The sequence below is a fragment of the Rhodococcus sp. DT1 genome, assembly GCF_049844875.1.
In the GTDB taxonomy this organism is placed as follows: domain Bacteria; phylum Actinomycetota; class Actinomycetes; order Mycobacteriales; family Mycobacteriaceae; genus Rhodococcus.
Genome location: NZ_JBNCLW010000001.1, coordinates 451,425 through 473,277, shown reverse-complemented (window position 1 = coordinate 473,277; position 21,853 = coordinate 451,425). Strand labels below are relative to the sequence as shown.

General features: G+C 68.3%; 19 protein-coding genes. 7 read left to right on the top strand and 12 right to left on the bottom strand.

Annotation, left to right across the window (positions count from 1 at the left end; genetic code table 11):
• Positions 1–6: 6 nt before the first annotated feature.
• The gene (locus ACLQ3J_RS02190) at positions 7–429 is read right to left on the bottom strand and encodes a hypothetical protein (RefSeq protein ID WP_425902032.1); all 423 of its coding nucleotides are present in this window, start codon (positions 427–429) and stop codon (positions 7–9) included.
• 201 nt (positions 430–630) lie between these two features.
• On the opposite strand from ACLQ3J_RS02190, the gene ACLQ3J_RS02185 reads away from it, so the two are divergent.
• From ACLQ3J_RS02185 to ACLQ3J_RS02170, 4 genes are all read left to right on the top strand, one after another.
• On the top strand, positions 631–1,941 hold the full coding sequence (locus ACLQ3J_RS02185) for a lactate 2-monooxygenase (RefSeq protein WP_296549491.1): 1,311 nt from the start codon (positions 631–633) through the stop codon (positions 1,939–1,941).
• 122 nt (positions 1,942–2,063) lie between these two features.
• The gene (locus ACLQ3J_RS02180; RefSeq protein WP_169621757.1) at positions 2,064–2,399 is read left to right on the top strand and encodes a type VII secretion target; all 336 of its coding nucleotides are present in this window, start codon (positions 2,064–2,066) and stop codon (positions 2,397–2,399) included.
• Complete coding sequence (locus tag ACLQ3J_RS02175) at positions 2,396–3,628, top strand: hypothetical protein (RefSeq protein ID WP_296549492.1); 1,233 nt, start codon at positions 2,396–2,398, stop codon at positions 3,626–3,628. The genes ACLQ3J_RS02180 and ACLQ3J_RS02175 overlap by 4 nt, the downstream gene beginning before the upstream one ends.
• A gap of 81 nt (positions 3,629–3,709) precedes the next feature.
• A complete protein-coding gene (locus tag ACLQ3J_RS02170) occupies positions 3,710–6,289 on the top strand; it encodes a glutamate--cysteine ligase (RefSeq protein WP_425902031.1) in 2,580 nt (859 codons plus the stop codon).
• 48 nt (positions 6,290–6,337) lie between these two features.
• Here ACLQ3J_RS02170 and ACLQ3J_RS02165 read toward each other — a convergent pair whose 3' ends face one another.
• The 3 genes from ACLQ3J_RS02165 to ACLQ3J_RS02155 are packed head-to-tail and all read right to left on the bottom strand — an operon-like array spanning position 6,338 to position 9,009.
• Positions 6,338–7,012: a hypothetical protein gene (locus tag ACLQ3J_RS02165; protein ID WP_378527830.1), complete on the bottom strand. Its 675-nt coding sequence runs from the start codon at positions 7,010–7,012 to the stop codon at positions 6,338–6,340.
• On the bottom strand, positions 6,999–8,273 hold the full coding sequence (gene hisS, locus ACLQ3J_RS02160; protein ID WP_296549494.1) for a histidine--tRNA ligase: 1,275 nt from the start codon (positions 8,271–8,273) through the stop codon (positions 6,999–7,001). The genes ACLQ3J_RS02165 and hisS overlap by 14 nt, the downstream gene beginning before the upstream one ends.
• 52 nt (positions 8,274–8,325) lie before the next feature.
• Positions 8,326–9,009 carry an MBL fold metallo-hydrolase gene (locus ACLQ3J_RS02155; protein WP_296549510.1) on the bottom strand — a complete coding sequence of 228 codons (684 nt, stop codon included), beginning with the start codon at positions 9,007–9,009 and terminating at the stop codon, positions 8,326–8,328.
• 149 nt (positions 9,010–9,158) lie between these two features.
• Here ACLQ3J_RS02155 and ACLQ3J_RS02150 point away from each other — a divergent pair, with 149 nt between their 5' ends.
• Together ACLQ3J_RS02150 and ACLQ3J_RS02145 are read left to right on the top strand one after the other, a co-directional pair.
• Positions 9,159–10,043 (top strand): peptidylprolyl isomerase, encoded by an 885-nt coding sequence (locus ACLQ3J_RS02150; protein ID WP_425902029.1) that lies wholly within the window; start codon positions 9,159–9,161, stop codon positions 10,041–10,043.
• Positions 10,043–10,828: a peptidylprolyl isomerase gene (locus ACLQ3J_RS02145; RefSeq protein ID WP_169621753.1), complete on the top strand. Its 786-nt coding sequence runs from the start codon at positions 10,043–10,045 to the stop codon at positions 10,826–10,828. The genes ACLQ3J_RS02150 and ACLQ3J_RS02145 overlap by 1 nt, the downstream gene beginning before the upstream one ends.
• A 76-nt stretch (positions 10,829–10,904) precedes the next feature.
• On the opposite strand, the gene ACLQ3J_RS02140 is transcribed toward ACLQ3J_RS02145, so the two are convergent.
• A complete protein-coding gene (locus ACLQ3J_RS02140) occupies positions 10,905–11,465 on the bottom strand; it encodes a dihydrofolate reductase family protein (RefSeq protein WP_296549495.1) in 561 nt (186 codons plus the stop codon).
• A gap of 152 nt (positions 11,466–11,617) precedes the next feature.
• Between ACLQ3J_RS02140 and ACLQ3J_RS02135 the strand changes: the two genes are divergently transcribed.
• Complete coding sequence (locus ACLQ3J_RS02135) at positions 11,618–12,415, top strand: peptidylprolyl isomerase (protein WP_296549496.1); 798 nt, start codon at positions 11,618–11,620, stop codon at positions 12,413–12,415.
• A gap of 9 nt (positions 12,416–12,424) precedes the next feature.
• Here the strand turns inward: ACLQ3J_RS02135 and ACLQ3J_RS02130 are convergent, their stop codons facing one another.
• The 7 genes from ACLQ3J_RS02130 to ruvB form a co-directional block, all read right to left on the bottom strand.
• Entirely contained in the window at positions 12,425–14,731 is a 2,307-nt protein-coding gene (locus ACLQ3J_RS02130; protein WP_169621751.1) for a RelA/SpoT family protein, read from the bottom strand.
• 100 nt (positions 14,732–14,831) lie between these two features.
• Positions 14,832–15,359: an adenine phosphoribosyltransferase gene (locus ACLQ3J_RS02125; RefSeq protein WP_296549511.1), complete on the bottom strand. Its 528-nt coding sequence runs from the start codon at positions 15,357–15,359 to the stop codon at positions 14,832–14,834.
• 26 nt (positions 15,360–15,385) lie between these two features.
• Positions 15,386–17,140 (bottom strand): ABC transporter substrate-binding protein, encoded by a 1,755-nt coding sequence (locus ACLQ3J_RS02120; RefSeq protein ID WP_169621749.1) that lies wholly within the window; start codon positions 17,138–17,140, stop codon positions 15,386–15,388.
• 1 nt (position 17,141) lies between these two features.
• Positions 17,142–18,332 carry a protein translocase subunit SecF gene (gene secF, locus ACLQ3J_RS02115; protein ID WP_378527832.1) on the bottom strand — a complete coding sequence of 397 codons (1,191 nt, stop codon included), beginning with the start codon at positions 18,330–18,332 and terminating at the stop codon, positions 17,142–17,144.
• Positions 18,333–18,334: 2 nt separating this feature from the next.
• Positions 18,335–20,122, bottom strand: coding sequence for a protein translocase subunit SecD (secD, locus tag ACLQ3J_RS02110; RefSeq protein ID WP_169621747.1), 1,788 nt, complete (start codon positions 20,120–20,122; stop codon positions 18,335–18,337).
• Positions 20,123–20,255: 133 nt separating this feature from the next.
• Positions 20,256–20,588: a preprotein translocase subunit YajC gene (gene yajC, locus ACLQ3J_RS02105; protein WP_169621746.1), complete on the bottom strand. Its 333-nt coding sequence runs from the start codon at positions 20,586–20,588 to the stop codon at positions 20,256–20,258.
• Positions 20,589–20,730: 142 nt separating this feature from the next.
• Positions 20,731–21,843, bottom strand: coding sequence for a Holliday junction branch migration DNA helicase RuvB (gene ruvB / locus ACLQ3J_RS02100; RefSeq protein WP_169621966.1), 1,113 nt, complete (start codon positions 21,841–21,843; stop codon positions 20,731–20,733).
• Positions 21,844–21,853 lie beyond the last annotated feature (10 nt).

The window sequence follows — 21,853 nt, the reverse complement described above, 5'->3', positions numbered from 1 at the left end:
GATCACCTACGGCACGGAGAAGGTGGCAAAACCTGGGGTCGTGGTCGTGCCGACTGTCGACCGGAGTGTGAGAACAACCTGCCCACTGCCGGTGTTCAGAGTGGTTTTCGGCGGGAACCCGTTCAGCCCGTCCGACAGCCACGCGGTGCCCGAGGCGCCGGTCGACAGGTTCAGCCACGTCACCTCCGAGCCGACGATGCAGCCCCACCCGTCCTGCTTCCCGCCGGAGATGGTGACGATACCGGGGCGATCCTCGAGCACGGCCACGCATCTGGACGGCGGTACGTCGAAGCTCCCGTTCGGGTTTCCGAACGATGCGGGGTCGATCTGGAACGGGACGGTCGCTGCCGCAGAGGCGATCCCCGCCGTCGCGGAAGCAGAGATGCCGAGTGCGATCGTGCAGGCACCGAGAGCACGCAAGAGGTTCATGGGATTCCTGGGGTCGGTGAGTCCGGAGAGATCCTGCGAAGCATATGCGCCGACGACGGTGAACGGCTGGGTTTCGTTGCCGCGACGGCGGTCGTCGTGGGTCCTGTGCCGCGTTACCGGAAGTCCCCGGCGTAGTAGTGTCCTGTTCCGCCGTTCTGCGGAAGGATCGGTGCACTTGTGCGCCCGAGCAAAGGGGAACTCGTGAGCGAAACCACCGTGCCTGTGACCGCCGCCGGTCCCGGCCGAGACCGCCAAGGCGTTGTCTACCGCAGCGGAGCGCTGGGGCGCCGGCCCGCAGTGCCGACCGCGTTCGGCGATCTCGAACGCGCCGCGCGGCGCGCCAGCTCGACGCGGGCCTGGGCGTATGTCGCCGGCGGCGCCGGCGAGGGGCGCACGATGCGCAACAACCGGCGCGCGTTCGACCGGTGGGCGATTGTTCCGCGGATGGCACACGGTGTCACCGAGCGTGACCTGAGTACGACGGTGGCGGGCACGTCGTTGTCGTCGCCGCTGTTGCTTGCCCCCGTGGGCGCCGGCGCGCTGATGGCCCGCGACAGCGACCTGTCGATCGCGCGGGCAGCGGCGTCGACCGGCGTGCCGTACATCTTCTCCAATCAGGGCTGTAACCCGATGGAGGACTGCGCCGCCGCGATGGGCTCGGCGTCCCGCTGGTTCCAGCTCTACTGGAGTTCGGACGAGGACCTCGTCGACAGCCTGCTCCGTCGGGCGGAGGCGAGCGGTGCCGAAGCCGTCGTCGTCACGCTGGACACCACGATGCTGGGATGGCGTCCCCAGGATCTGAATCTCGGTTCGCTGCCGTTCGCGCGGGGCGAAGGCATCGCCCAGTACACCTCGGATCCGCGCTTCCTCGACATCGTCCGGCAGCGGGTGGCCGCAGCGCGGGACTTCGTCACGGAACGGCCGGACATCACAGCGGGAGCGGTCCGCACGCTGATGTCGATGACCCGCAACTATCCGGGCAGGTTTCTCGACAACCTTCGCTCCCCGATGCCCCGCGCAGCCGCGGAAACCTTCCTCGACATCTACTCGAATCCGGGCTTGAGCTGGGAGCACCTCGCTACCCTCCGCGACCGGACGAGCCTGCCGATCGTGCTCAAAGGAATTCTGCACCCCGACGATGCCCGCCGCGCCGTCGATCTGGGTGTCGACGCGATCGTGGTGTCGAACCACGGCGGGCGCCAGATCGACGGGTCCATCGCGTCGCTCGACGCGCTTCCCGAGATCCGGGCCGCGATCGGGCGTGAACCTACTCTGTTGCTCGACAGCGGTATTCGAAGCGGATCCGATGTGTTCGTCGCGCTCGCGCTCGGTGCGGACGCCGTGCTGCTCGGCCGGCCCTACATGTACGGATTGGCCGTCGCGGGACAGCGCGGGGTCGAAGAAGTGATCCGCAACGTGATCGCCGAGTTCGATCTCACCATGGCGCTCGCCGGGGCCCGGTCGATCCCCGACATCGACGAGCGGTTCGTTCGCCCCAATCCGTCGTTCTGACGGTCCGCGGCCGAGGACACACCGATCGGGATGCGCACGGCCGCCGACCGCCGGCTGTCACCTCGCCGACGCAGGTGCCTCGAGCTACAGTGCTCGGCACACTGATCTTCGAGGGGGGTTCGATGAGCGGTTTGTTTCCCGGTGCCGGAATCCGGGTGGTGCCAGAGGGAATCAGGGCATTCGGTACCACGAATCTGCACGCGGCCGAGAGTGTCGCGCACGCCGGGGCGATCGATCTGCACGCGAACATCGCGTCGCTCAGCCCGGCGTTGGGGTTGATCGGCGCCGAGTTCCTCGGCGTCTTCGGCGCAGCGCAGTCCGAGCACACCCGCGCCGTCGGGCAACTCGCTCTCGCGTACGGCTCCTGCGGGATCGCGGCGCACGAGGCCGCAGCCGGGTACGAGAGCGCCGATGTCACCACCGCAACAGCACTGTCGCAGGCAACGGGGGCACTGTGAACCAGGCCGTGCACACCGCTCTTCCGCCGGCGCCGACCGTTCTCGACGCACTCCGTGCATCTCCCGTCGGACCGGTGCTCGACGCGCCGCTCCCGGCGCTCACGTGCCCCACACCGCCGCCGCCGGGGGAGCTTCCCCCGTTGCCCGACGCGAATGCGATCACGGAACTGCTGCAGTCGCTTCCGGTTCCGGTCCTACCCGATCTCCACGAGTTCCTGCGGCCACTCACCGAACTCGGCTCGCTCTTCGGCACGGGAGTCGTCGAGGCACTCGATCCCTCGGCCGTGCTGCAGCAGGGGTCACGGCTCCTCGAGAACGCGACGGCGCTGGGACGCAGCGCACTTCACGCTCTTCCCGAATCGTGGGAGGGCTCGACCGCAGATTCTGCCGCCGATCACAGCCTCCGTGCCCGGCAGGCGAGCGTCGAACTCGCCGACCGCGGCGACCGGATCGGCGCCGTGACGCGCGCGGCGACCGCAAGTGTCGAGCGGGGAAACATCGAGTTGACCGGTATTGCAAGCTCTTTCGTGTCGATCGCGGTTGCGGCCGCCCCGGTGGCGATCACGCCGCCCGGCCAAGCGGCACTGATCGCCTCGGCAATCGAACACCTGCACGCCGCACTCGCCGTCGTCGCTCGAACCCGAGGTGAGCTCGCGGTACACACCGGGGCGATGACTGCGCTGACCACGCCCATCCCGGTGCCCGCGCCGGTGGCGACGGCGCTCACCGACCCGCGGGCGCTTTCCGGGCTCGCGACCGACACCGTCTCGACGGTCACCGGAACGGTCTCCAGCCTCGCCGGCTCCGCAGCGCCGGGTGGCGATGCCTCCACCACCCCCTCCGCATACGCACCGACAGTTCCCGCAGGGCACACCCTCCCGAATACCGTGCCGAGCGCCACTGCGAGCGGAGGTATGTCGTCCGCCTTTGCGGCGCCGGGCGCGGGTTACGGGGCCGCCGGGTCGAACCCCGTCTCCCTCCCCCCGGCTGTGCCGGGCGCGGCGATGGCACCGGGCACAGCGGGCGGAGCCGGTGCGGCGGGTATCGCAGGAACGACGGGACGTGGGTCGATGGCCGGGGCCCTCCCGTCGACCGCGGGCGCGCGTCAGGACGACGGCGAACACCGCACCACCCCCGGTTTCCTCGTCGCCGCGGCGACGAGCACCGACGTGGTGGGCGACTTGCCGCTGGTGACCCCGGCGGTCATCGGTGGCGACCACACCTGGTAGCCGCAGCCCACACAATCAGGCCCGAACCTGCGGTACCGAAGGACGGCCGGGACCGAGGTCCTCTCGCGTACCGTCGTGAGAGTGGTCGATGTGCATCCGAGGCAGATCGGCGTCGAAGAGGAATTTCAGCTCATCGACGTGAGGACGCGACGTCTCGTTCCGCGCGCACCCGCACTGCTCGCCCGTCTGTCCGACGCGAGTTACGTCGCGGAGATGCAGCGGTGTGTCGTGGAAGCCAACAGCGCCGTCCATACCCGTCTCGCCGCGTTACGAGCCGACCTGCAGGCCAAGCGCGCGTTCCTCGTCTCCACCGCGGCGACGATGGGGCTGGGCGTGGTCGCAGCGGGATCGGTTCCTCTGGCTGTGCGGGAGGAGATCCGGGTGACCGAGACTCCCCGGTTCCGCCGCATGCTCACGGATTACCAACTGCTCGCACATGAACAGTTGATCTGCGGAACCCAGGTTCACGTCGAGATCTTCGACCGCGACGAAGCGATCCGGGTGGCACACCGGGTGGCGGCTCACCTTCCCCTGTTCCTCGCGCTCAGCGCGAGCTCACCGTTCTGGCCGGACGGTTCGGACACCGGGTACTCGAGCGTCCGGCCGCTGATGTGGATCCGATGGCCCACCTCCGGGCCCGCTGCGCCGGTGTCGTCTGCCGCCGAGTACGACCGACTGGTCGCGGACCTGGTGTCGAGTGGGGTCATCACCGATCCCGGAATGGTCTATTTCGATGTGCGCCCCTCCTCGCATCTGCCCACCCTCGAACTGCGCGTGTGCGACAGTTGCCCGTCGGTGGACACCATCACGCTCGTCACCGGTCTCTACCGCGCCCTCGTCGACCGGGAAGTCGCGGCGGTGCGAGCGGGAGACGCGAACCCGGTCCCGTCGCCGACGCTCGTACGGGCGGCGATGTGGCGAGCAGCGCGAAGCGGCATGGAGGGCGACCTCATCGATCTCGACGTGTCACTCCCCCGCCCCGCCGTCGACATTCTCACGCGGTTCGTCGACACAGTGCGGCCGCAACTCGAAGAGAACGGCGACTGGGACCTGGTGTCGCAGCTCGCATCGGACGCCGCCACGCGCGGAAGTTCGGCCGCCCGGCAGCGAAGAGTGTTGCGCCGCAGAGGAAAACTGACCGATGTCATCGATCATCTGCTCGCGGAAACCGCCGGCTGCCCCTCGTCGGCCGGGGCCGCGACGCGCCCTCCCCGCACCTTGTTCCACGGGTACCGGTCTTCCGGTGGCGATACGCCGTACGACGAAGCGATCGACGCCGACGGTGCGCCGCGAGCCGTCTACCTGCGCACGGTCGAGGCCTTGTCGCGGTTCGGCGCTGCGGCGCTGCAGAAGGTGCAGGAGGACATCGGACATGCGCAGCGCGCGGAGAAGTTCACCTTCCGTGCGCGCGGTGCCGGAGGCCCCCAGCCGTTCCCCATGGACGTGGTGCCCCGGATCGTCACCGCCGAAGTGTGGCAGCACCTTCAACGCGCGCTCGAGCAGCGCGCGAGAGCCTTGAACAGCTTCCTCGTCGACATCTACGGGCGCGGGGAGATCGTCGCGGCGGGCGTGCTGCCACCGGAGGTTCTCGATCTCGCACGCGGTTACCGCAGTACCGGAAAGGTGTCGCAGGGACGCGCGGTGCGCGCACACATTTCCGCCGTGGACCTCGCCTGCACAGGACCGGGCCGCTTCGTTGTGCTCGGGGACCACCTCCGCAGTCCGTCGGGTACGGGACATGCGCTGGCACACCGTGCGATGACGCGGCGTTTCCTGGGCGATCTGTGGCCGGCGACCGGCGTCGTCGACGTCGAGACGGTTCCCGCGCAGATCGCACGAACGCTGCGGGACGCTGCGCCCCCGGCAGCGCGCGGCGACGCCACCGTTGCCGTCCTGAGCGCGGGAGCGCAGGACCCCAGTTGGTTCGAACACACGATGATCGCCGATCTCGCGGGAATCGAGCTCGTCCAGACCGACGAACTGGTCGTGCGCGACGACGTCACCTACATCCAGCGCGGGCCGTCCTTCACGCGGGTGGATGTGCTGTACGCACGGATCGACGAGGACAGGTTGCTGTCGTCGGCCGGCTACGACGGGCGTCCGCTGGGACCGGGACTTCTCGCGGCGATGCGCGGCGGGACCCTCACGCTGGCCAACGCGCTCGGCAGCGGCGTGGCCGAGGACAAGGCCGTCTTCGGCTACGTGCCCGCGATGATCGAGTACTACCTGGGACAGCGTCCGCTGCTCGACCAGGTGTCCACATGGGCGTGTGCGGACCGTGCGCACCGCGACCATGTTCTCGCCCACCTCGGCGAACTGGTGGTCGAACCCGTCGACAGCAGCGACGACGCGGAGATCATGATCGGTCCGGAGGCCGGTGCCGCCGAACTCGACCTCCGCCGCCACGAGGTGATGTCGTTTCCGGAACGGTTCGTGGCCCACGAAATGGTGCCGTCGTCGACGCATCCGACGTTCGACGGCGAGACGGTGCATCCCCGTGCGGTCGATCTCCGTGCGTTCGTGCACCTCGTCGCGTCCGGGTCCTCGGTGTCCGCCGAAGTCGCACCGGCGCTGCTCACGCGCGTCGCGCCGATCGGGAGCGCGGTCGTCGACAGGTCGCGGGTCGGTGGAACCAAGGACACCTGGATTCTCGACGCCTGAGACCGCGCAACGACGCGCACCCGCGACACGTACAACCCCGGCCCTGCTTCACTCGATGAGCGAGGCCACTTCGTGATCGGTCAGGGTGGTCTGAGGAACCCGCCCCGCGTCCCGGGCGAGCACGATCGCCCGGTAGAGCGGCCGTTCGACGAGGCCGGCGTCGCGTGCCTCGGCGCGGAGCTGTTCCACCAGAACCGACGAGATCGCCGCTGCCGGTGCGAGTTCGCTCGCGGCGAGCGCATTGGCGAGGGTGCGCAGCGCGAGCACGTCGAGTTCGCGCGCTCCCTCGCCGGCGTAGAGCGCCAGAGGAATCGTCACCAGGCCGTGGTTGCCGTCGTTGACCCGCAGCACCACCTGGGACACGCGCGCGACCCGGACGAGCAGTTCCACCCCCGCGAGCTGCCGTAGATCCACACTCCGGGAACGGAGCACTCCCGAGACGGTGACGACCGTCCCGTCGATCCGCAGATGGCGGTGGGTTGCGGCGAACGCACCGATCGTCGGCGGGGCCACCACCAGCACGCCCACCACGATCGCGGCCCACAACGGGGCGATGAGGTACACGAGTACACCCGCGACGAGTCCGATCCCCAGCGCGGCCAGCGCGACCTTCCGAACACGTGGCCGCAGCAAGCGGGCAGGGATCAGGTCGAGAGACACCGCTGCGGGCGAACCGCCCCGGCCTCTCGCGGCCGAGCCGTCACGCCCGTCATCCGCCGGCAACGACCTGCCCCACGCGTGCGACGACATCGGCGAGCGGCACGGTCTGCTGTTCACCGTTGCGGAGATCCTTGACGACGATCTCCCCCGCTTCGAGTTCCCGCTCGCCGAGGACCAGCGCGACCACGGCGCCGGACTTGTCCGCCGCCTTCATCGCACCCTTGACGCCGCGTCCGCCGTACGCGAGGTCGACGCGGATCCCGGCCGCGCGCAAGCGATGTGCGACCGGGACGAGTGCAGCCTTGGCCGCATCGCCCATCGGCACCCCGTACACCTCGCAGCGCGCCGGGTTTCCGGCCGTCTTGCCCTCGGCGGCGAGGGCGAGGATCGTGCGGTCGACACCCAGCCCGAACCCGATGCCCGACAACGCTTGCCCGCCGAGTTGTTCCATCAGTCCGTCGTACCGTCCACCGCCACCGATGCCCGACTGGGCGCCGAGGCCGTCGTGCACGAATTCGAACGTCGTCTTCGTGTAGTAGTCCAGTCCGCGCACCATCCGCGGGTTGACCACGTACGGGACGCCGAGCGCGTCGAGATGACCGAGTACCTCGTCGAAATGCGCCTTCGCACTGTCGGAGAGGTGATCGAGCATCAGCGGAGCGTCCGCGGTCATCGCTTTCACGTCGGGACGCTTGTCGTCGAGCACCCGCAGCGGGTTGATCTCGGCGCGCCGTCGGGTGTCCTCGTCGAGAGGAAGGCCGAGGAGGAACTCCTGCAGCAGGTCCCGGTACCGGGGACGGCAGGTCTGGTCGCCGAGCGAGGTGATCTCGAGCCGGAATCCCTCGAGACCGAGGCTCCGGAATCCGGCGTCGGCGATCGCGATGACCTCGGCGTCGAGCGCCGGATCGTCCACACCGATCGCCTCGACGCCCACCTGCTGGAGCTGACGGTAGCGGCCTGCCTGCGGCCGTTCGTACCGGAAGAACGGACCCGCGTACGACAGCTTGACGGGCAGTTGCCCGCGGTCGAGGCCGTGCTCGATGACCGCACGCATCACGCCCGCAGTACCTTCCGGACGCAGCGTGACGGAGCGGTCACCGCGGTCGGCGAAGGTGTACATCTCCTTGGAGACGACGTCGGTCGACTCACCGACCCCCCGCGCGAACAGGCCGGTGTCCTCGAAGATCGGCAACTCGATGTGCCCGTAACCGGCGAGTCGCGCAGCTCGGGTCAAGCCGTCGCGCACGGCGACGAATTCCGCGGACTGCGAGGGAACGTAATCGGGCACACCCTTGGGCGCCGAGAACGTAGAGGCCTTGCTCACTGGTACTGCTTTCTCTCGTGGGCGGTTCGATGGTGCCGGCAGCGCGAAGCCGTCAGCGGGACTGCGGGAGCCCGACCAGGAACTGGTTCGACGTACGCTCCTGGCCGATAGTGCTGGACCCGCCGTGTCCGGGCAGGATCGCGGTGGAGTCGTCGAGGACGAGCAGCTTGCGCGCGATCGAGTCCAGGAGCTGTTCGTGATTGCCACCGGGCAGATCGGTACGGCCGATCGAGCCCTGGAACAGGGTGTCGCCGGTGAGGGCTACCTGCAGGCCGGCACCGTCCGGGGTGCTGGTGCGGGTGCGGAGCACCACCGAGCCCTGGGTGTGGCCGGGCGTGTGGTCCACCACGAACTCGATGCCTGCGTGCTCGATCTCGTCGCCGTCGGCGAACTCGACCACTTCCTGCGGCTCGACGAACTCGACGCCGTCGAGGAAGGGCGCGAGGCTCGACCCCATGCCCTGCAGCGGGTCGGTGAGCATCATCCGGTCGCCGGGATGGATGTAGACGGGGATCTCGTACCGGTCCGCGACAGCCTGAGCCGACCACATGTGATCGAGATGGCCGTGCGTGAGCAACACGGCGCGCGGCGCGAGATCGGAGCCGATGAGGAATTCGCCCAACGGCTCGGCGGCATCCTGTCCGGGATCGACGACGACGCACTCCTTCGCGTTGTCCTGCGCGAGGATGTAGCAGTTGGTCTGGAACATCCCGGCAGGGAATCCGGTCACGAGCACGGGCATCGCTCCTACGAGTGTGGGCATTCGCGGTCCCCTACAGAGTAGGCGCAGCGCCCCGTCCTTTCGCTCTCAGGTTGGGGTGGCAAACTCGACTCGGCCCGAGAGCGCGGGCACACCATCGATCGGTTCACGGGAGGACAACTGCAGTGCCGAGCAACGCACAGCGGCGCAACGCCGCGAAACGCAAACTCGAACGGCAGCTCGAGCACAGGGCCGAACGCGAGCGCAGGCGCCGACGCATGACCATCGCGCTGTCGGCGCTCGGCGTCGTCGTGGTCGTCGCTGCCGCCGCGGCCCTCTGGTCGATCACCGGGAGTGAGGACGACACGGCCACGGATGCGTCCGCGGCCGAGACGACGGCCGAGACCGACAGCGAGTATCCGGCACTGCCCGCGGGCCGCTCCGAACCGCTGCCGGAGACCGTGAACTGCGAGTACCCGGCCGACGGGAGCGAACCGGCGAAGCCGGTCGAGGCGCCGCGCACCGAAGGCATCATGACCACCGGTGAGAACAACACCGATATCAGCGTGAGCGTGGAGACCACCCAGGGCAACATCGGGCTGATCCTGCACAACAGCGACTCCCCGTGCACGGTCAACAACTTCCTGTCCCTCGCGAGCCAGGGATATTTCGACGACACGACCTGCCATCGCCTGACCACGTCGCCTTCCCTGCGGGTACTGCAGTGCGGCGACCCGACGGGCACCGGTACCGGCGGACCCGGCTACGGCTTCGCGAACGAATTCCCCACCGACCAGTACGCGGCCGACGACCCCGCGTCGCAGGAGCCGGTGGTCTACCCGCGCGGAACGGTCGCGATGGCGAACACGGGCCAGCCGGGTAGCAACGGCAGCCAGTTCTTCCTGGTGTACGGGGATTCGCTGCTGCCCCCGCTGTACACGGTGTTCGGCACGATCGACGAGACCGGACTGACCACTCTCGACAAAATTGCCGAGGCGGGCGTCTCCGGTGGGGCCGCCGACGGTGCCCCCGCGGCAGCGACGACACTCACCTCGGTCAGGATGGACTGATGATTCGATTCCGTACCACCCTCGCCGTCGGCGCTGGGCTCGCATTGATCCTCACCGGATGTTCGGACGACGGGGGTGACGACACCGCCGCCTCCCCGTCCGGATCGGCGACGGCAAACGGTGCGGCGCAGTCACCCGAGTACACGGGCGCGCTGCCCGAGCGTCCCGCGGGCGGAGACCCGGTGTCGTGCACCTACACCCCGTCCGGCGACCCTGCTCGTGACGTGAGCGCTCCGGCCGCAACGGACGTACCCGCCGACGGCACCGTCGGCGTGTCCCTCACCACCAGCGTGGGGCCGATCGGGCTGGAACTCGACCGGGCGGAAGCACCGTGCACGGTCAACAGCTTCGTCTCGCTCGCCGAGCAGGGCTACTTCGACGACACGCCGTGCCACCGGCTGGTGACCTCTCCCGGTCTGCAGGTCCTGCAGTGCGGAGACCCGAGCGGCACCGGGACCGGAGGACCCGGATACGGGTTCGACACCGAGTACCCGGAGAACCTCTACCAGCAGGGTGACGCGCAGCTTCGGCAGCCCGTGATCTACCCGCGCGGCACCGTCGCGATGGCGAACACGGGACGGCCGGGCAGCAACGGCAGCCAGTTCTTCCTCGTGTACGCGGATTCGCAGCTTCCGCCGTCGTACACCGTGTTCGGCACCGTGGACGACGCCGGACTCGCCGTGATCGAAGAAGTCGCGGCCGAAGGTGATGACGGCTCGATGGCCGCCGGCGGCGGCGCGCCGAACCGCGGGGTACAGATCGAATCGGTGACCGTCGAGGGCTGATTCCCACCCGTTCTCACGACCGCCGGTCGTCCGCCCGTATGCCGGGACGGACGGCCGGCGTCGTCTCTGGGCACTCTCATGGCGCCTCGTACCGCGTGAGCGCCACTCCTCCACGGAATCTCCGCGCATCCAGGAGACGCAGCCCGGCCGTCGTGTACCCGTCGGGAAACAGCCGACGACCGCGGCCCTGCACCACCGGGTACACGAACAGCCGGTACTCGTCGACCAGGCCCGCCTCGATGAGGCTGTGGCACAACGTGATGCTTCCGGTGGTCACGATGTCCAGGCCGGGACCGGCCTTCAGTGTGCGGACCTGTTCGATCGGGTCTCCCCCGAGAATCGTGGCGTTCTGCCATCCGGGATCGCGAAGGGTCGACGACACCACGTACTTGTCCACATCGTCGAGGTATTCGGCCACCCCGGTCGGATCGTCGCGCTGCAGCGGCCAGTAGCTACGGAAGTCTTCGAACGTCCGCCTGCCGAGCAGCATCGTGTCGGATTGCCCGGACTGCGCACGGGTCTCCGCGAGGAGGTCCTCATCGGCGTCCTCGACCTCCGTGGGCGGGGAGAACCAGTCGTCCAGGATCTCGATGGATCCGTCGAGGGTGATGTTCTGGGTTATCGCGAGTGTGCGCATCGCGCCTCCTGGGGCAGTCCGGTTCTGTACCCGTACCGACCCCGGCCGGGAAACGAACTCATCGAGGATCGCTCGTACGAGGGCATGTCATCCGGTGGGACGACATCGGGTCCCTATCCGTTCGTCACCGCGTAGGCTACGCTCCCCGAATTGTGACCTTCGACACTTCTGTGCGTACGCACCTGGTACGTCTCGTTCTCGCGGTATTCGTCGCCGCGGTACCGGTTCTCGCAACCGGTTGTAGCAGTGACGAAGGCAAGACGGCCCCGGTCCTCGCCGCCGGGGAATCGAGCACGCGTGGCGCGCCACCCCGTGACATGTCCATCTACCCCGCACTGCCCGCTGTACCGCGTCCCGCCGCGGCGACGGTCTCGTGCACCTACGTCGACCGGGGAGAAGGCACCGTTGCCCACCCGCCGTCGACCGCACCCACCTCCGGCGTCGTGAATCTGACCTTGGACACGTCGGCCGGGCCGGTTCCCCTCGTCCTCGACCGCTCCCTCGCGCCGTGCGCCGTCAACAATTTCGTGGGTCTCGCGGAGCGCGGTTTCTACACCGGAACGTCGTGCCACCGGCTGTCCAACGATCCGGGCAGTCACCTCTACCAATGCGGTGACCCGACCGGGACCGGCACGGGCGGCCCCGGATACACCTTCGCAGACGAGTATCCGGTGCCGGCCTACGACGGACAGCCGCACCGGCCCGCAGCCGTCGTGTACCCGCGTGGCACCGTGGCGATGGCCAACACGGGCGTGGCCCACACCAACGGAAGCCAGTTCTTCCTGCTTCTCGGCGACTCGCTGCTGCGTCCGAACTACCCCGTGTTCGGACGTGTCGCCGATGCGGGGCTGCCGGTGCTGGACGCGGCTGCGGCATCCGGCAACGACGGCACCAATCCACTCGGCGGCGGCACGCCGATCACGCCCGTGACCATCGAGGCGGTGCGATAACCCTGCCCGTCAGGACGCAGAGGTGACCCGGTACACGTCGTACACACCCTCGACGTTGCGGACCACGTTCAGCACGTGGCCGAGGTGCTTGGGATCGCCCATTTCGAACGTGAAGCGGCTCACCGCAACTCGATCACCGGTCGTGGTCACCGAGGCGGACAGGATATTGACCTTCTCGTCGGCGAGAGCCTTCGTCACATCCGACAACAGCCGGTGCCGGTCGAGTGCCTCGATCTGGATCGCCACGAGGAACACCGACGACGGCGAGGGCGCCCATTCGACGTCGATGATCCGCTCGGACTGCTCACGCAGCGAACCGGCATTGGTGCAGTCGGTGCGATGCACGCTCACCGCACCGGTGCGGGTCACGAACCCCATGATCTCGTCGCCCGGCACCGGGGTACAGCACTTCGCGAGCTTCGAGACGGTGCCCGGTGCACCCGGCACCAGCACGCCCGAGTCGCCGCTCTGCCGCGACCGGGTGGGGATGGTGGACGGCGTCGACCTCTCGGCCAGTTCCTCCTCCACCCCTCCGACACCGCCGAGCAGTGCGACGAGGCGCTGCACGACATGGTGTGCCGAGACGTGGTGCTCGCCCACCGCGGTGTAGAGGGCCGAGACGTCGGAGTACTTCAGTTCCCGGGCGACACCGAGCATCAGGTCGGCGTTCATCAGACGCTGCAACGGCAGACCGACGCGACGGACTTCCTTCCCGATCGCGTCCTTACCGGACTCGAGCGCCTCTTCGCGCCGTTCCTTCGCGAACCACTGGCGGATCTTCGCCTTCGCACGCGGCGAGACCACGAACGACTGCCAGTCGCGGCTCGGGCCGGCGTTCGGATCCTTCGAGGTGAACACCTCGACGACCTCACCGTTCTCGAGTTTGCGCTCCAGCGCGACGAGACGGCCGTTGACACGTGCCCCGATGCAGCGATGCCCCACCTCGGTATGCACGGCATACGCGAAGTCGACGGGCGTCGAACCGGACGGAAGGGTGATCACATCACCCTTCGGGGTGAAGACGAAGATTTCCTTGACGGCCAGGTCGTACCGCAACGACTCGAGGAACTCGCCCGGGTCCGCGGCTTCCCGCTGCCAGTCGAGCAACTGCCGCATCCAGGCCATGTCGTCGAGTTCGCCGACGTCGCCCGAGTGGCGTCCCTTGGTCTCCTTGTACCGCCAGTGCGCGGCGATGCCGAACTCCGCGGTGCGGTGCATCTCGTGCGTGCGGATCTGCACCTCGAGCGGCTTGCCCTCGGGCCCGATCACGGTGGTGTGCAGCGATTGGTACACCCCGTAACGCGGCTGCGCGATGTAGTCCTTGAACCGTCCGGCCATGGGCTGCCACAGCGAATGCACGACACCGACCGCGGCGTAGCAGTCGCGTATCTCGTCGCACAGGATCCGCACACCGACCAGGTCGTGGATGTCGTCGAAGTCGCGGCCCTTGACGATCATCTTCTGATAGATCGACCAGTAGTGCTTGGGGCGTCCCTCGACAACCGCATCGATACGCGATGCCGCGAGCGTCTGATTGATCTCCGCCCGGACCTTCGCCAGATAGGTGTCACGAGAGGGCGCACGCGTCGCGACGAGACGAACGATCTCCTCGTACTTCTTCGGGTGCAGGATCGCGAACGACAGATCCTCGAGTTCCCACTTGACGGTCGCCATGCCGAGCCGGTGTGCGAGAGGTGCGATGACCTCGAGCGTCTCCCGCGCCTTGCGCGCCTGCTTCTCTGGCGGCAGGAACCGCATCGTGCGCATGTTGTGCAACCGGTCGGCGACCTTGATCACGAGTACCCGGGGGTCCCGGGCCATCGCGATGATCATCTTCCGGATGGTCTCGCCCTCGGCGGCGTTACCGAGCACCACCTTGTCGAGCTTGGTCACACCGTCGACGAGGTGTGCGACCTCCTCACCGAAATCGGCGGTGAGGTCTTCGAGCTTGTAGCCGGTGTCCTCCACGGTGTCGTGCAGCAGTGCCGCCACGAGAGTGGTCGTGTCCATGCCCAGTTCGGCGAGAATCGTCGAGACCGCGAGGGGATGGGTGATGTACGGGTCGCCGGACTTGCGCTTCTGATCGGCGTGGCGTTCTTCCGCTACGTCGTAGGCGTGCTGCAGCTGCGACAGGTCGGCCTTCGGATACAACTCGCGATGGATCGTGACGAGCGGTTCGAGAACCGGCTTCAAGGTGGTACCGCGCTGGCCCGTGATGCGGCGCGCCAACCGGGCGCGCACACGGCGGGATGCGGACGTCGACGCCGGGGTCGGCGTCGGTCCGGAGCCTTGGGACCGATCAAGATTCTGGGTCATGCCACTCTCCCATCTCGGCCACGCGCCCGGAGTCCGGACAGATCCTGTCCGGACGTACGGGGCACGGCCGGTCCACCGGTACCTGCCGCAACTGTAGTACTCAGATCCGGACGAGCGAGGTCAGTGGGTACCCCGCGAGCCGCGCACGCCCGCCCAGGGCCTCGATCTCCGTCACCACGGTGACGCCGACGATGTCGGCGCCGGCGCGCTCGAGGAGTTCGACGGTCGCGCCGAGAGTGCCGCCGGTGGCGAGCACGTCGTCGACGATCAGTACCCGCCGCCCGTGCAGAATCTTGGAATCACCCGGGATCTCGATGGCGGCAGTGCCGTATTCCAGGGTGTACTCGCACGTCTGCACCGGCGGGGGAAGCTTGCCGGCCTTGCGCACGGCCAGCACCCCGACGCCGAGATCACGGGCGATGCCACCGCCCAGCAGGAACCCGCGGGCGTCGATCCCGGCGACCAGTTCTGCACCGGGCGCAACCGAGGACAGAGCGGAGATGATCGAGGAGAACGCCGGACCGTCGGCGAACACCGGCGTGAGATCGGCGAATCGGACACCCGGGTTCGGGAAGTCGTCGACCCACCGCGTGTGGGCGGTGACGGCAGCGGCGGCCTGGTCGATCAAATCGGAGGAATCGGTCCGAGAAACGTTCATCCTGTCAGTATCCACCGGTCCATGTTCCAGCCCGAACCCGCGGTGGTGGGATTCGGAACCCCGGCTGCCAGCCCGGACGCAAACCCGATCGAACGGGGCTGCACGAACAGCGGCAGAGTCGGCATCTCGTCCCACAGGATCCGTTCTCCGTCGCCGACGAGACCCGAGATGCCCTGCTGGTCGCCCGCGACGAGCAGTCCGTCGAGAATCTCGTCCACCCGCCCGTTCGCGAATCCGCCGATGTTGCTGCCGGTACCCGAGTGCAGCGCCCCGCGCGCGATGTCCATGTCGGCAGTGCCACCGGAACCTGCCGCCGCGGCGGTACCGGCGAGCACGGCATCGACGTCCGTTCCCAGCTGGGACGGGACGAACGACTCCGATCCGGCGTCGACCACGTCGATCCCCGCGTCGCGGCACGACGCGGCGATCAGCTCGACGGTGCGGGCCCGCCTGTCGTCCGGCGCGAGGTAACCGACCCGGACCTCCATGCGTTCCTGACCGGACGCGGTGCGTTCGCCGCGCGCCGCCTCGAGGTCGGGTTGGAGGTATCGCTCGGCGGGACCAGCCGTCTGCGGGTACAACGGCGAATCGGTCGCCAGCAGACGCGAGGAGACCGGGCCCGTCGCGAAGCCCGAGCCCGCGCCCGAGGCACCGAGCTCGTCGAACAACTGCGTGCGGGGAACGCACAGCGCGAATGCCCGGCGCGCTGCGGGATTCTCGAAGACCCCGCGGGTGGCGAACACGATCTGTTCTAGATTGCGGGAGATCACCGTGGAGGATTCGACGGTGCCCACCACCCTGTGCGCCTCGCTCATGGATCCGGCGCCGACGTCGACGACCTGGATCTGTCCGCTTTCCGCCGCAGCCGTCATCTCCGTCCCTCTCGGCCAGACGACGATCCGGTCGGTGCCGGGTGCGTTACCCCACCACCGTTCGTTGGCGACCAGGACGAGTCCCTCCTCCACGGTGTAGGACTCGATGCGGTACGGGCCCGCGGACGGGAACAACGCGGGATCGAATTCGCCCGGCGTGAGCGACCATCCGGTGTTCCAGAACTCGGCGATCCGGCGGACGTCGTCGAGGTTGTTGCCGTTGATCGCCCCGACCAGGTCGGCGACACCCGCCTGCCGCGCGGCGATGTGGGCGGGCATCAGTTCGGTCGCACCGAAGAGCGTGTTCCAGTCCGCGTCGCCGCGACCGCCCTTGAACACGACGGTCGCGTCTTTCGATCCGGGTTGGCAGTCGACGCGGTCGATGTCGGCGTACCCGCCGCGCCGGGACGAGTCGAACACGTTGACCTGCCCGCCGGATTCGTCCGGCGTGGTGAACCGTCCGCTCGCCGCCGCCCAGGTGAGTACGAGATCGTCACACGACATCGGCACACCGTCCGAGTAGACCGAGTCGGGCGAGAGCCGGTACTGCACGGTGAGCGGATCCCCCGGCACCGCGGTGGCGGTGCCGATGTCCGTGTCGGAGACGGCATAGCCCGACGGGGCGATGTACCCGAAGCCCGGCAGTACCCGCGTGAACGCCTGCCGGGCTCCCGACGCAGCACCGTCGACCGTGTTGGCGTTGTAGCTGGTCACCGTGTTGTCGATGGCGTAGCCGATCGAGTGCACCCGTTCTTCTTCCGTGGCACACGAGACCGTTGCCGCCGCGACCACCGCAAGCGCGATGCCCAGAGCCGCGCGTCGTGGCCGGCCCCTCCGGCGGGAGGCGTGCGTTCGCTGAATCCACTCGGTCACCGGCATATCAGGACTTTCTCTTGGCGCGCTTTCCGGTCGGTCGGGCTCCCGGCCTGGGGGCTCGCTGAACGGGCGCGTAGCGGGCTGCCGGAGGACCTGCAGGCGTGGCCACCGAAGTCCCTGCGGTGCCGGGGACTTCGCCGCTTCCGGCGGCTGCGGCGCGTGCCGCTGCCTCCTCGCGCTTGGCCAGTACCTTGCGGGTGTGCTTGGCGATCGGTCCGCGCCATTCCTTCAGCGTAACGAGCAGCGGGGTGGCGAAGAACACCGACGAGAACGCGCCGACGATGATGCCCACGAGCTGGACGAGTGCCAGATCCTTGAGCGTGCCGACCCCGAGCAACCACACCGCCACGACCATCAGCGCGATCACGGGCAGCACCGAAATCACGGTCGTGTTGATCGACCGCATGAGGGTCTGGTTCACGGCGAGGTTCGCCTGCTCTGCGTAGGTCCGCCGATGCAGATGCAGGATGCCCCGGGTGTTCTCCTCCACCTTGTCGAACACCACCACCGTGTCGTACAGGGAGAAACCGAGGATGGTCAGCAGGCCGATGACGGTCGCGGGCGTCACCTCGAAACCGACGAGCGCGTACACACCCGCGGTGACGATCATGTCGAAGAACAGGGCGGCGATCGCCGCGACCGCCATGTCCCGTTCGTACCGGATCGCGATGTACACGCTGACGATCACCAGGAACACCACCAAGGCGATGAGTGCCTTGTCGGTGATCTGGCTGCCCCACGTCTCGCTCACGTCCGCGACGCTGATCGAGTTGATCGAGGGCTGCCCGTCGGCGCCGGCCGGCTGGAACTCCTCGAACAGTGCCGACTGCACGGCGGCGACCTGTCCTTGGTCGAGAGTGTCCGAACGGATCTGGATGGTGGCGCCCGAACCGGCGCCGACCGTCTGGACCGACTCCGGCTCGAAACCGAGCGTGTCGCTGAAAACGGTCTCGACGTTCTCGGTGGTCACATCGGCGACGACCGGCATCTGGATGCGGGTGCCGCCTTCGAAGTCGATGCCCCACGTGAAGCCGCGCACGAGCATGCTCAGCAACGCGAGCAGCACGATCACCGCGGTCACGATGTACCAGCGTTTGCGCTGCCCGACGATCTCGAAGGCGCCGGTACCGGTGTAGAGCCCGGCAAGTGTTCCGCGACGCGTGGTGGGTCGTTCCGCTGTTGTCGTGTCGGTCATGGTCACGCCTCCTTCGCCGCTACCGCAGCGAGCTGGCGCTCGTGCGCCACCTGCTGAATTGCGCCCAGACCGTTCACGCTCGGCTTGGACCAGAACTTCGACCGCGAGGCCAGGTGCACGAGCGGCCAGGTCACGAGGAAGACCACCACGACGTCCAGGATCGTGGTCAGACCCAGGGTGAAGGCGAACCCTCGCACCTGTCCGACCGCGAGAACGTACAGCACCGCTGCGGCGATGAAGCTGACCGCATTGCCGGACAGGATGGTACGGCGGGCACGTGCCCAGCCTCGCGGCACTGCGGAGCGGAAGCTCCGGCCTTCGCGGATCTCGTCCTTGATGCGTTCGAAGAAGACCACGAACGAGTCTGCGGTCATGCCGATACCGATGATCAGGCCCGCGATTCCGGCGAGGTCGAGCGTGAATCCGATGTACCGGCCGAGGAGCACCATCACCGCGTAGACCGCCAGCCCGGACAGGATGAGGGACAACGCGGTGAGGATACCGAGCATCCGGTAGTAGACCAGGCAGAACAGGAACACCAGGACCAGTCCGACGGCACCCGCGATCAGACCCGCTTCGAGAGAAGCGAATCCGAGGGTGGCCGAGACGGTCTCGGCTTCCGATGCGACGAAGGACAGTGGCAACGAACCGTACTTGAGCGTGTTCGCGAGTTCGCTCGCCTGAGTGTTGGTGAAGTTGCCGGTGATCGAGGTGGCACTGCCCGCGGGCGTCGCACCCTGGATGACCGGAGCGCTGACCACCTGCGAGTCGAGGGTGAAGGCGGCCTGCTTACCGATGTTGGCGGCGGTGAACTGCGCCCACGTGTTGCTGCCCTCGGTGTCGAAGGTCAAGCTGACCTCGTAGCGGGACTGCTGAGAGTTGAATCCCGAGGACGCGTCGGCGATCTGCTGTCCGTCGATGATGCTCGGGCCGAGCAGGTAGACGGAGGTGTCGTCCGTCGAGCAGGCCACGAGCGGAAGTGCCGGATCGTCGTTGCCCGCGAGCGGGTCGGCAGCCGAACAGTCGAGCGAGAGAGCCGCCTCCTGCTGAACGGCAGGGTCGGAACTCTGACGGAGGGCCCGGGCCGCAGCGATCTGGTCGGCGGCCTCTGCCTGCGGGCTTCCGGGAACCGCGTCGGCGGCCGGGGCTTCGGCGGGAGCGTCCGTCGCGGGAGCGTCTGTCGCAGGCGCAGGTGTGTCCGCGGGCTCGCCCGGTTCGACCGGCGCGTCCGTCGGGTTCTGTGCCGGGAACGGACGGCCCTGCGGCTCCGCGCCGTCCGTGGCGGGTGCCTGACCCTCTTCTTCGGCCGGCGGAGCTTCTGCCGGAGCGTCCGTCTCCGATTCCGGGGCCGGGGCGCCGTCGGCGGGGCCGTCCTCCTCGACAGGCTGCTCGGCCGCCGAGTTGGAGCTTGCGATCGGTCCTCCGAGCACGGGACGGATATAGAGCCGCGCCGTCTGTCCGAGCGTCTTCGCCTGCGAGCTGTCGTCGCCGGGCACCGTGATCACCAGGTTGTCGCCGTCGACGACCACCTCCGAGCCCGATACACCGAGCCCGTTGACGCGGGTTTCGATGATCTGCTGAGCCTGCTTCAAGCTGTCGGCGCTCGGGCTGCTGCCGTCCGGGGTGCGCGCGGTGAGCGTCACCCGGGTGCCGCCCTGCAGATCGATGCCGAGCTTGGGAGCCGGCGACTTGTCCCCGGTGAAGAAGACCAATGCATACAGCGCTACCAGGATCACCCCGAACAGGGCGAGCGAACGCGCGGGATGCACCGATCCATTGGAAGGTGCCACGGTGTGTGTGTCTCCTCGATACGAGTGAGTGGAATCGGAGATGAGCAGCCCTCAGAGGCGCATTACGCGCGTGGGGCGGCCACGCAGCCGCATCGGCGCCGACACAATGTCTCGGTGCGCCGCAGCGTCGGCGTCAGTGCTCGGTGGGACGCCCTTCGGACGGGTCGTCCTTGCCCAGCGACACGATGCCGCCGTCGTCTGCGGAGTCGTGCGCGGGCTCGACGCGCTCACGAACGACCAGGCGCGACCATGTGGTCACGACGCCCGGTGCGATCTCGAGTTCGACCGTGTCCTCCGCGAGCGAGACCACCGTGGCGTGCAGGCCTGCCGTCGTCATGACGCGGTCGCCGATGCGCAGCGAGTCCTGCAGCTCCGCTACCTTGGCCATTTCCTTCTTCTGACGCCGTACGCCCAGGAAGGTCGGGACGAGCAAGGCGAGAATCAGGAGCGGGAATAGCAGTTCCATCGTTGAAGTCAGTCCTCGGTTGTAGCCAGTGTCGTGGCGGCAGCAGGGCCGGCTCGACGTCGGAATCGGCCTCCACGGACCGATGCAATAAACCAGTGTGCCATTACCTCGCCGCAGACCCTACGACCACGCGCACGGGGCGCTAGACCCCGGGTGGTCCCGGGCCCTCACCGGATCGATCGAGCTGCGGTTCCCGTGCGCGCACCTCGATGCCACCGGTGGCTGCCTCCGGGGGCGGAGTCAGTCCGAGCTGCAGCCAGGCCGCCTGCGTCGCGACGCGACCACGTGGCGTGCGGGCGATCATTCCGGCACGCACGAGGAACGGCTCACAGACCTCCTCGACGGTTCCCGGCTCCTCGCCGACCGCCACCGCCAATGTCGACACGCCGACCGGCCCACCACCGAAGCTGCGCACCAGAGCGCCGAGCACCGCGCGGTCGAGGCGATCGAGGCCGATCGGATCGACGTCGTACACCTCGAGCGCCGCGCGGGCGATGTCGCGTGTCACGACACCGTCTGCCCGGACTTCGGCGTAGTCGCGCACCCGGCGCAGCAGCCGGTTGGCGATGCGCGGTGTGCCGCGCGAGCGTCCGGCGATCTCGGCGCTCGCGTCGTCGTGCAGGTCGATACCCAGAATCGTCGCCGAACGCCGCAGGATGAGCTGCAACTCCGCGGGTTCGTAGAAATCCATGTGGGCGGTGAACCCGAACCGGTCGCGCAACGGACCGGTGAGAGCACCTGAGCGGGTGGTGGCACCGACGAGCGTGAACGGCGCGACCTCCAGGGGTATGGAAGTAGCTCCCGGCCCCTTCCCCACAACCACGTCCACCCGGAAATCCTCCATGGCGAGGTAGAGCATCTCCTCGGCCGGGCGCGCGATCCGGTGGATCTCGTCGATGAACAGGACGTCGCCCTCGACGAGGTTCGACAGCATCGCCGCGAGGTCGCCCGCACGCTCGAGCGCCGGACCGGACGTCAGGCGCAGCGACGCTCCCAACTCGGCGGCGATGATCATCGCCATGGACGTCTTGCCCAGCCCGGGAGGACCGGAGAGAAGGATGTGGTCGGGTGTGCCGCCGCGCATGGTCGCGCCGCGCAACACCAGCTGGAGTTGCTCGCGCACTCTGGGCTGCCCGATGAAGTCGTCGAGACTCTTCGGACGCAAGCTTGTTTCGATGTCACCGTCGGTCGCGGTGAACGCGGCCGTCACCGGAGAGTCGTGCGGATCGTCGTACGAACCGCCCTCGTCGGGCAGGTCGTCGCCG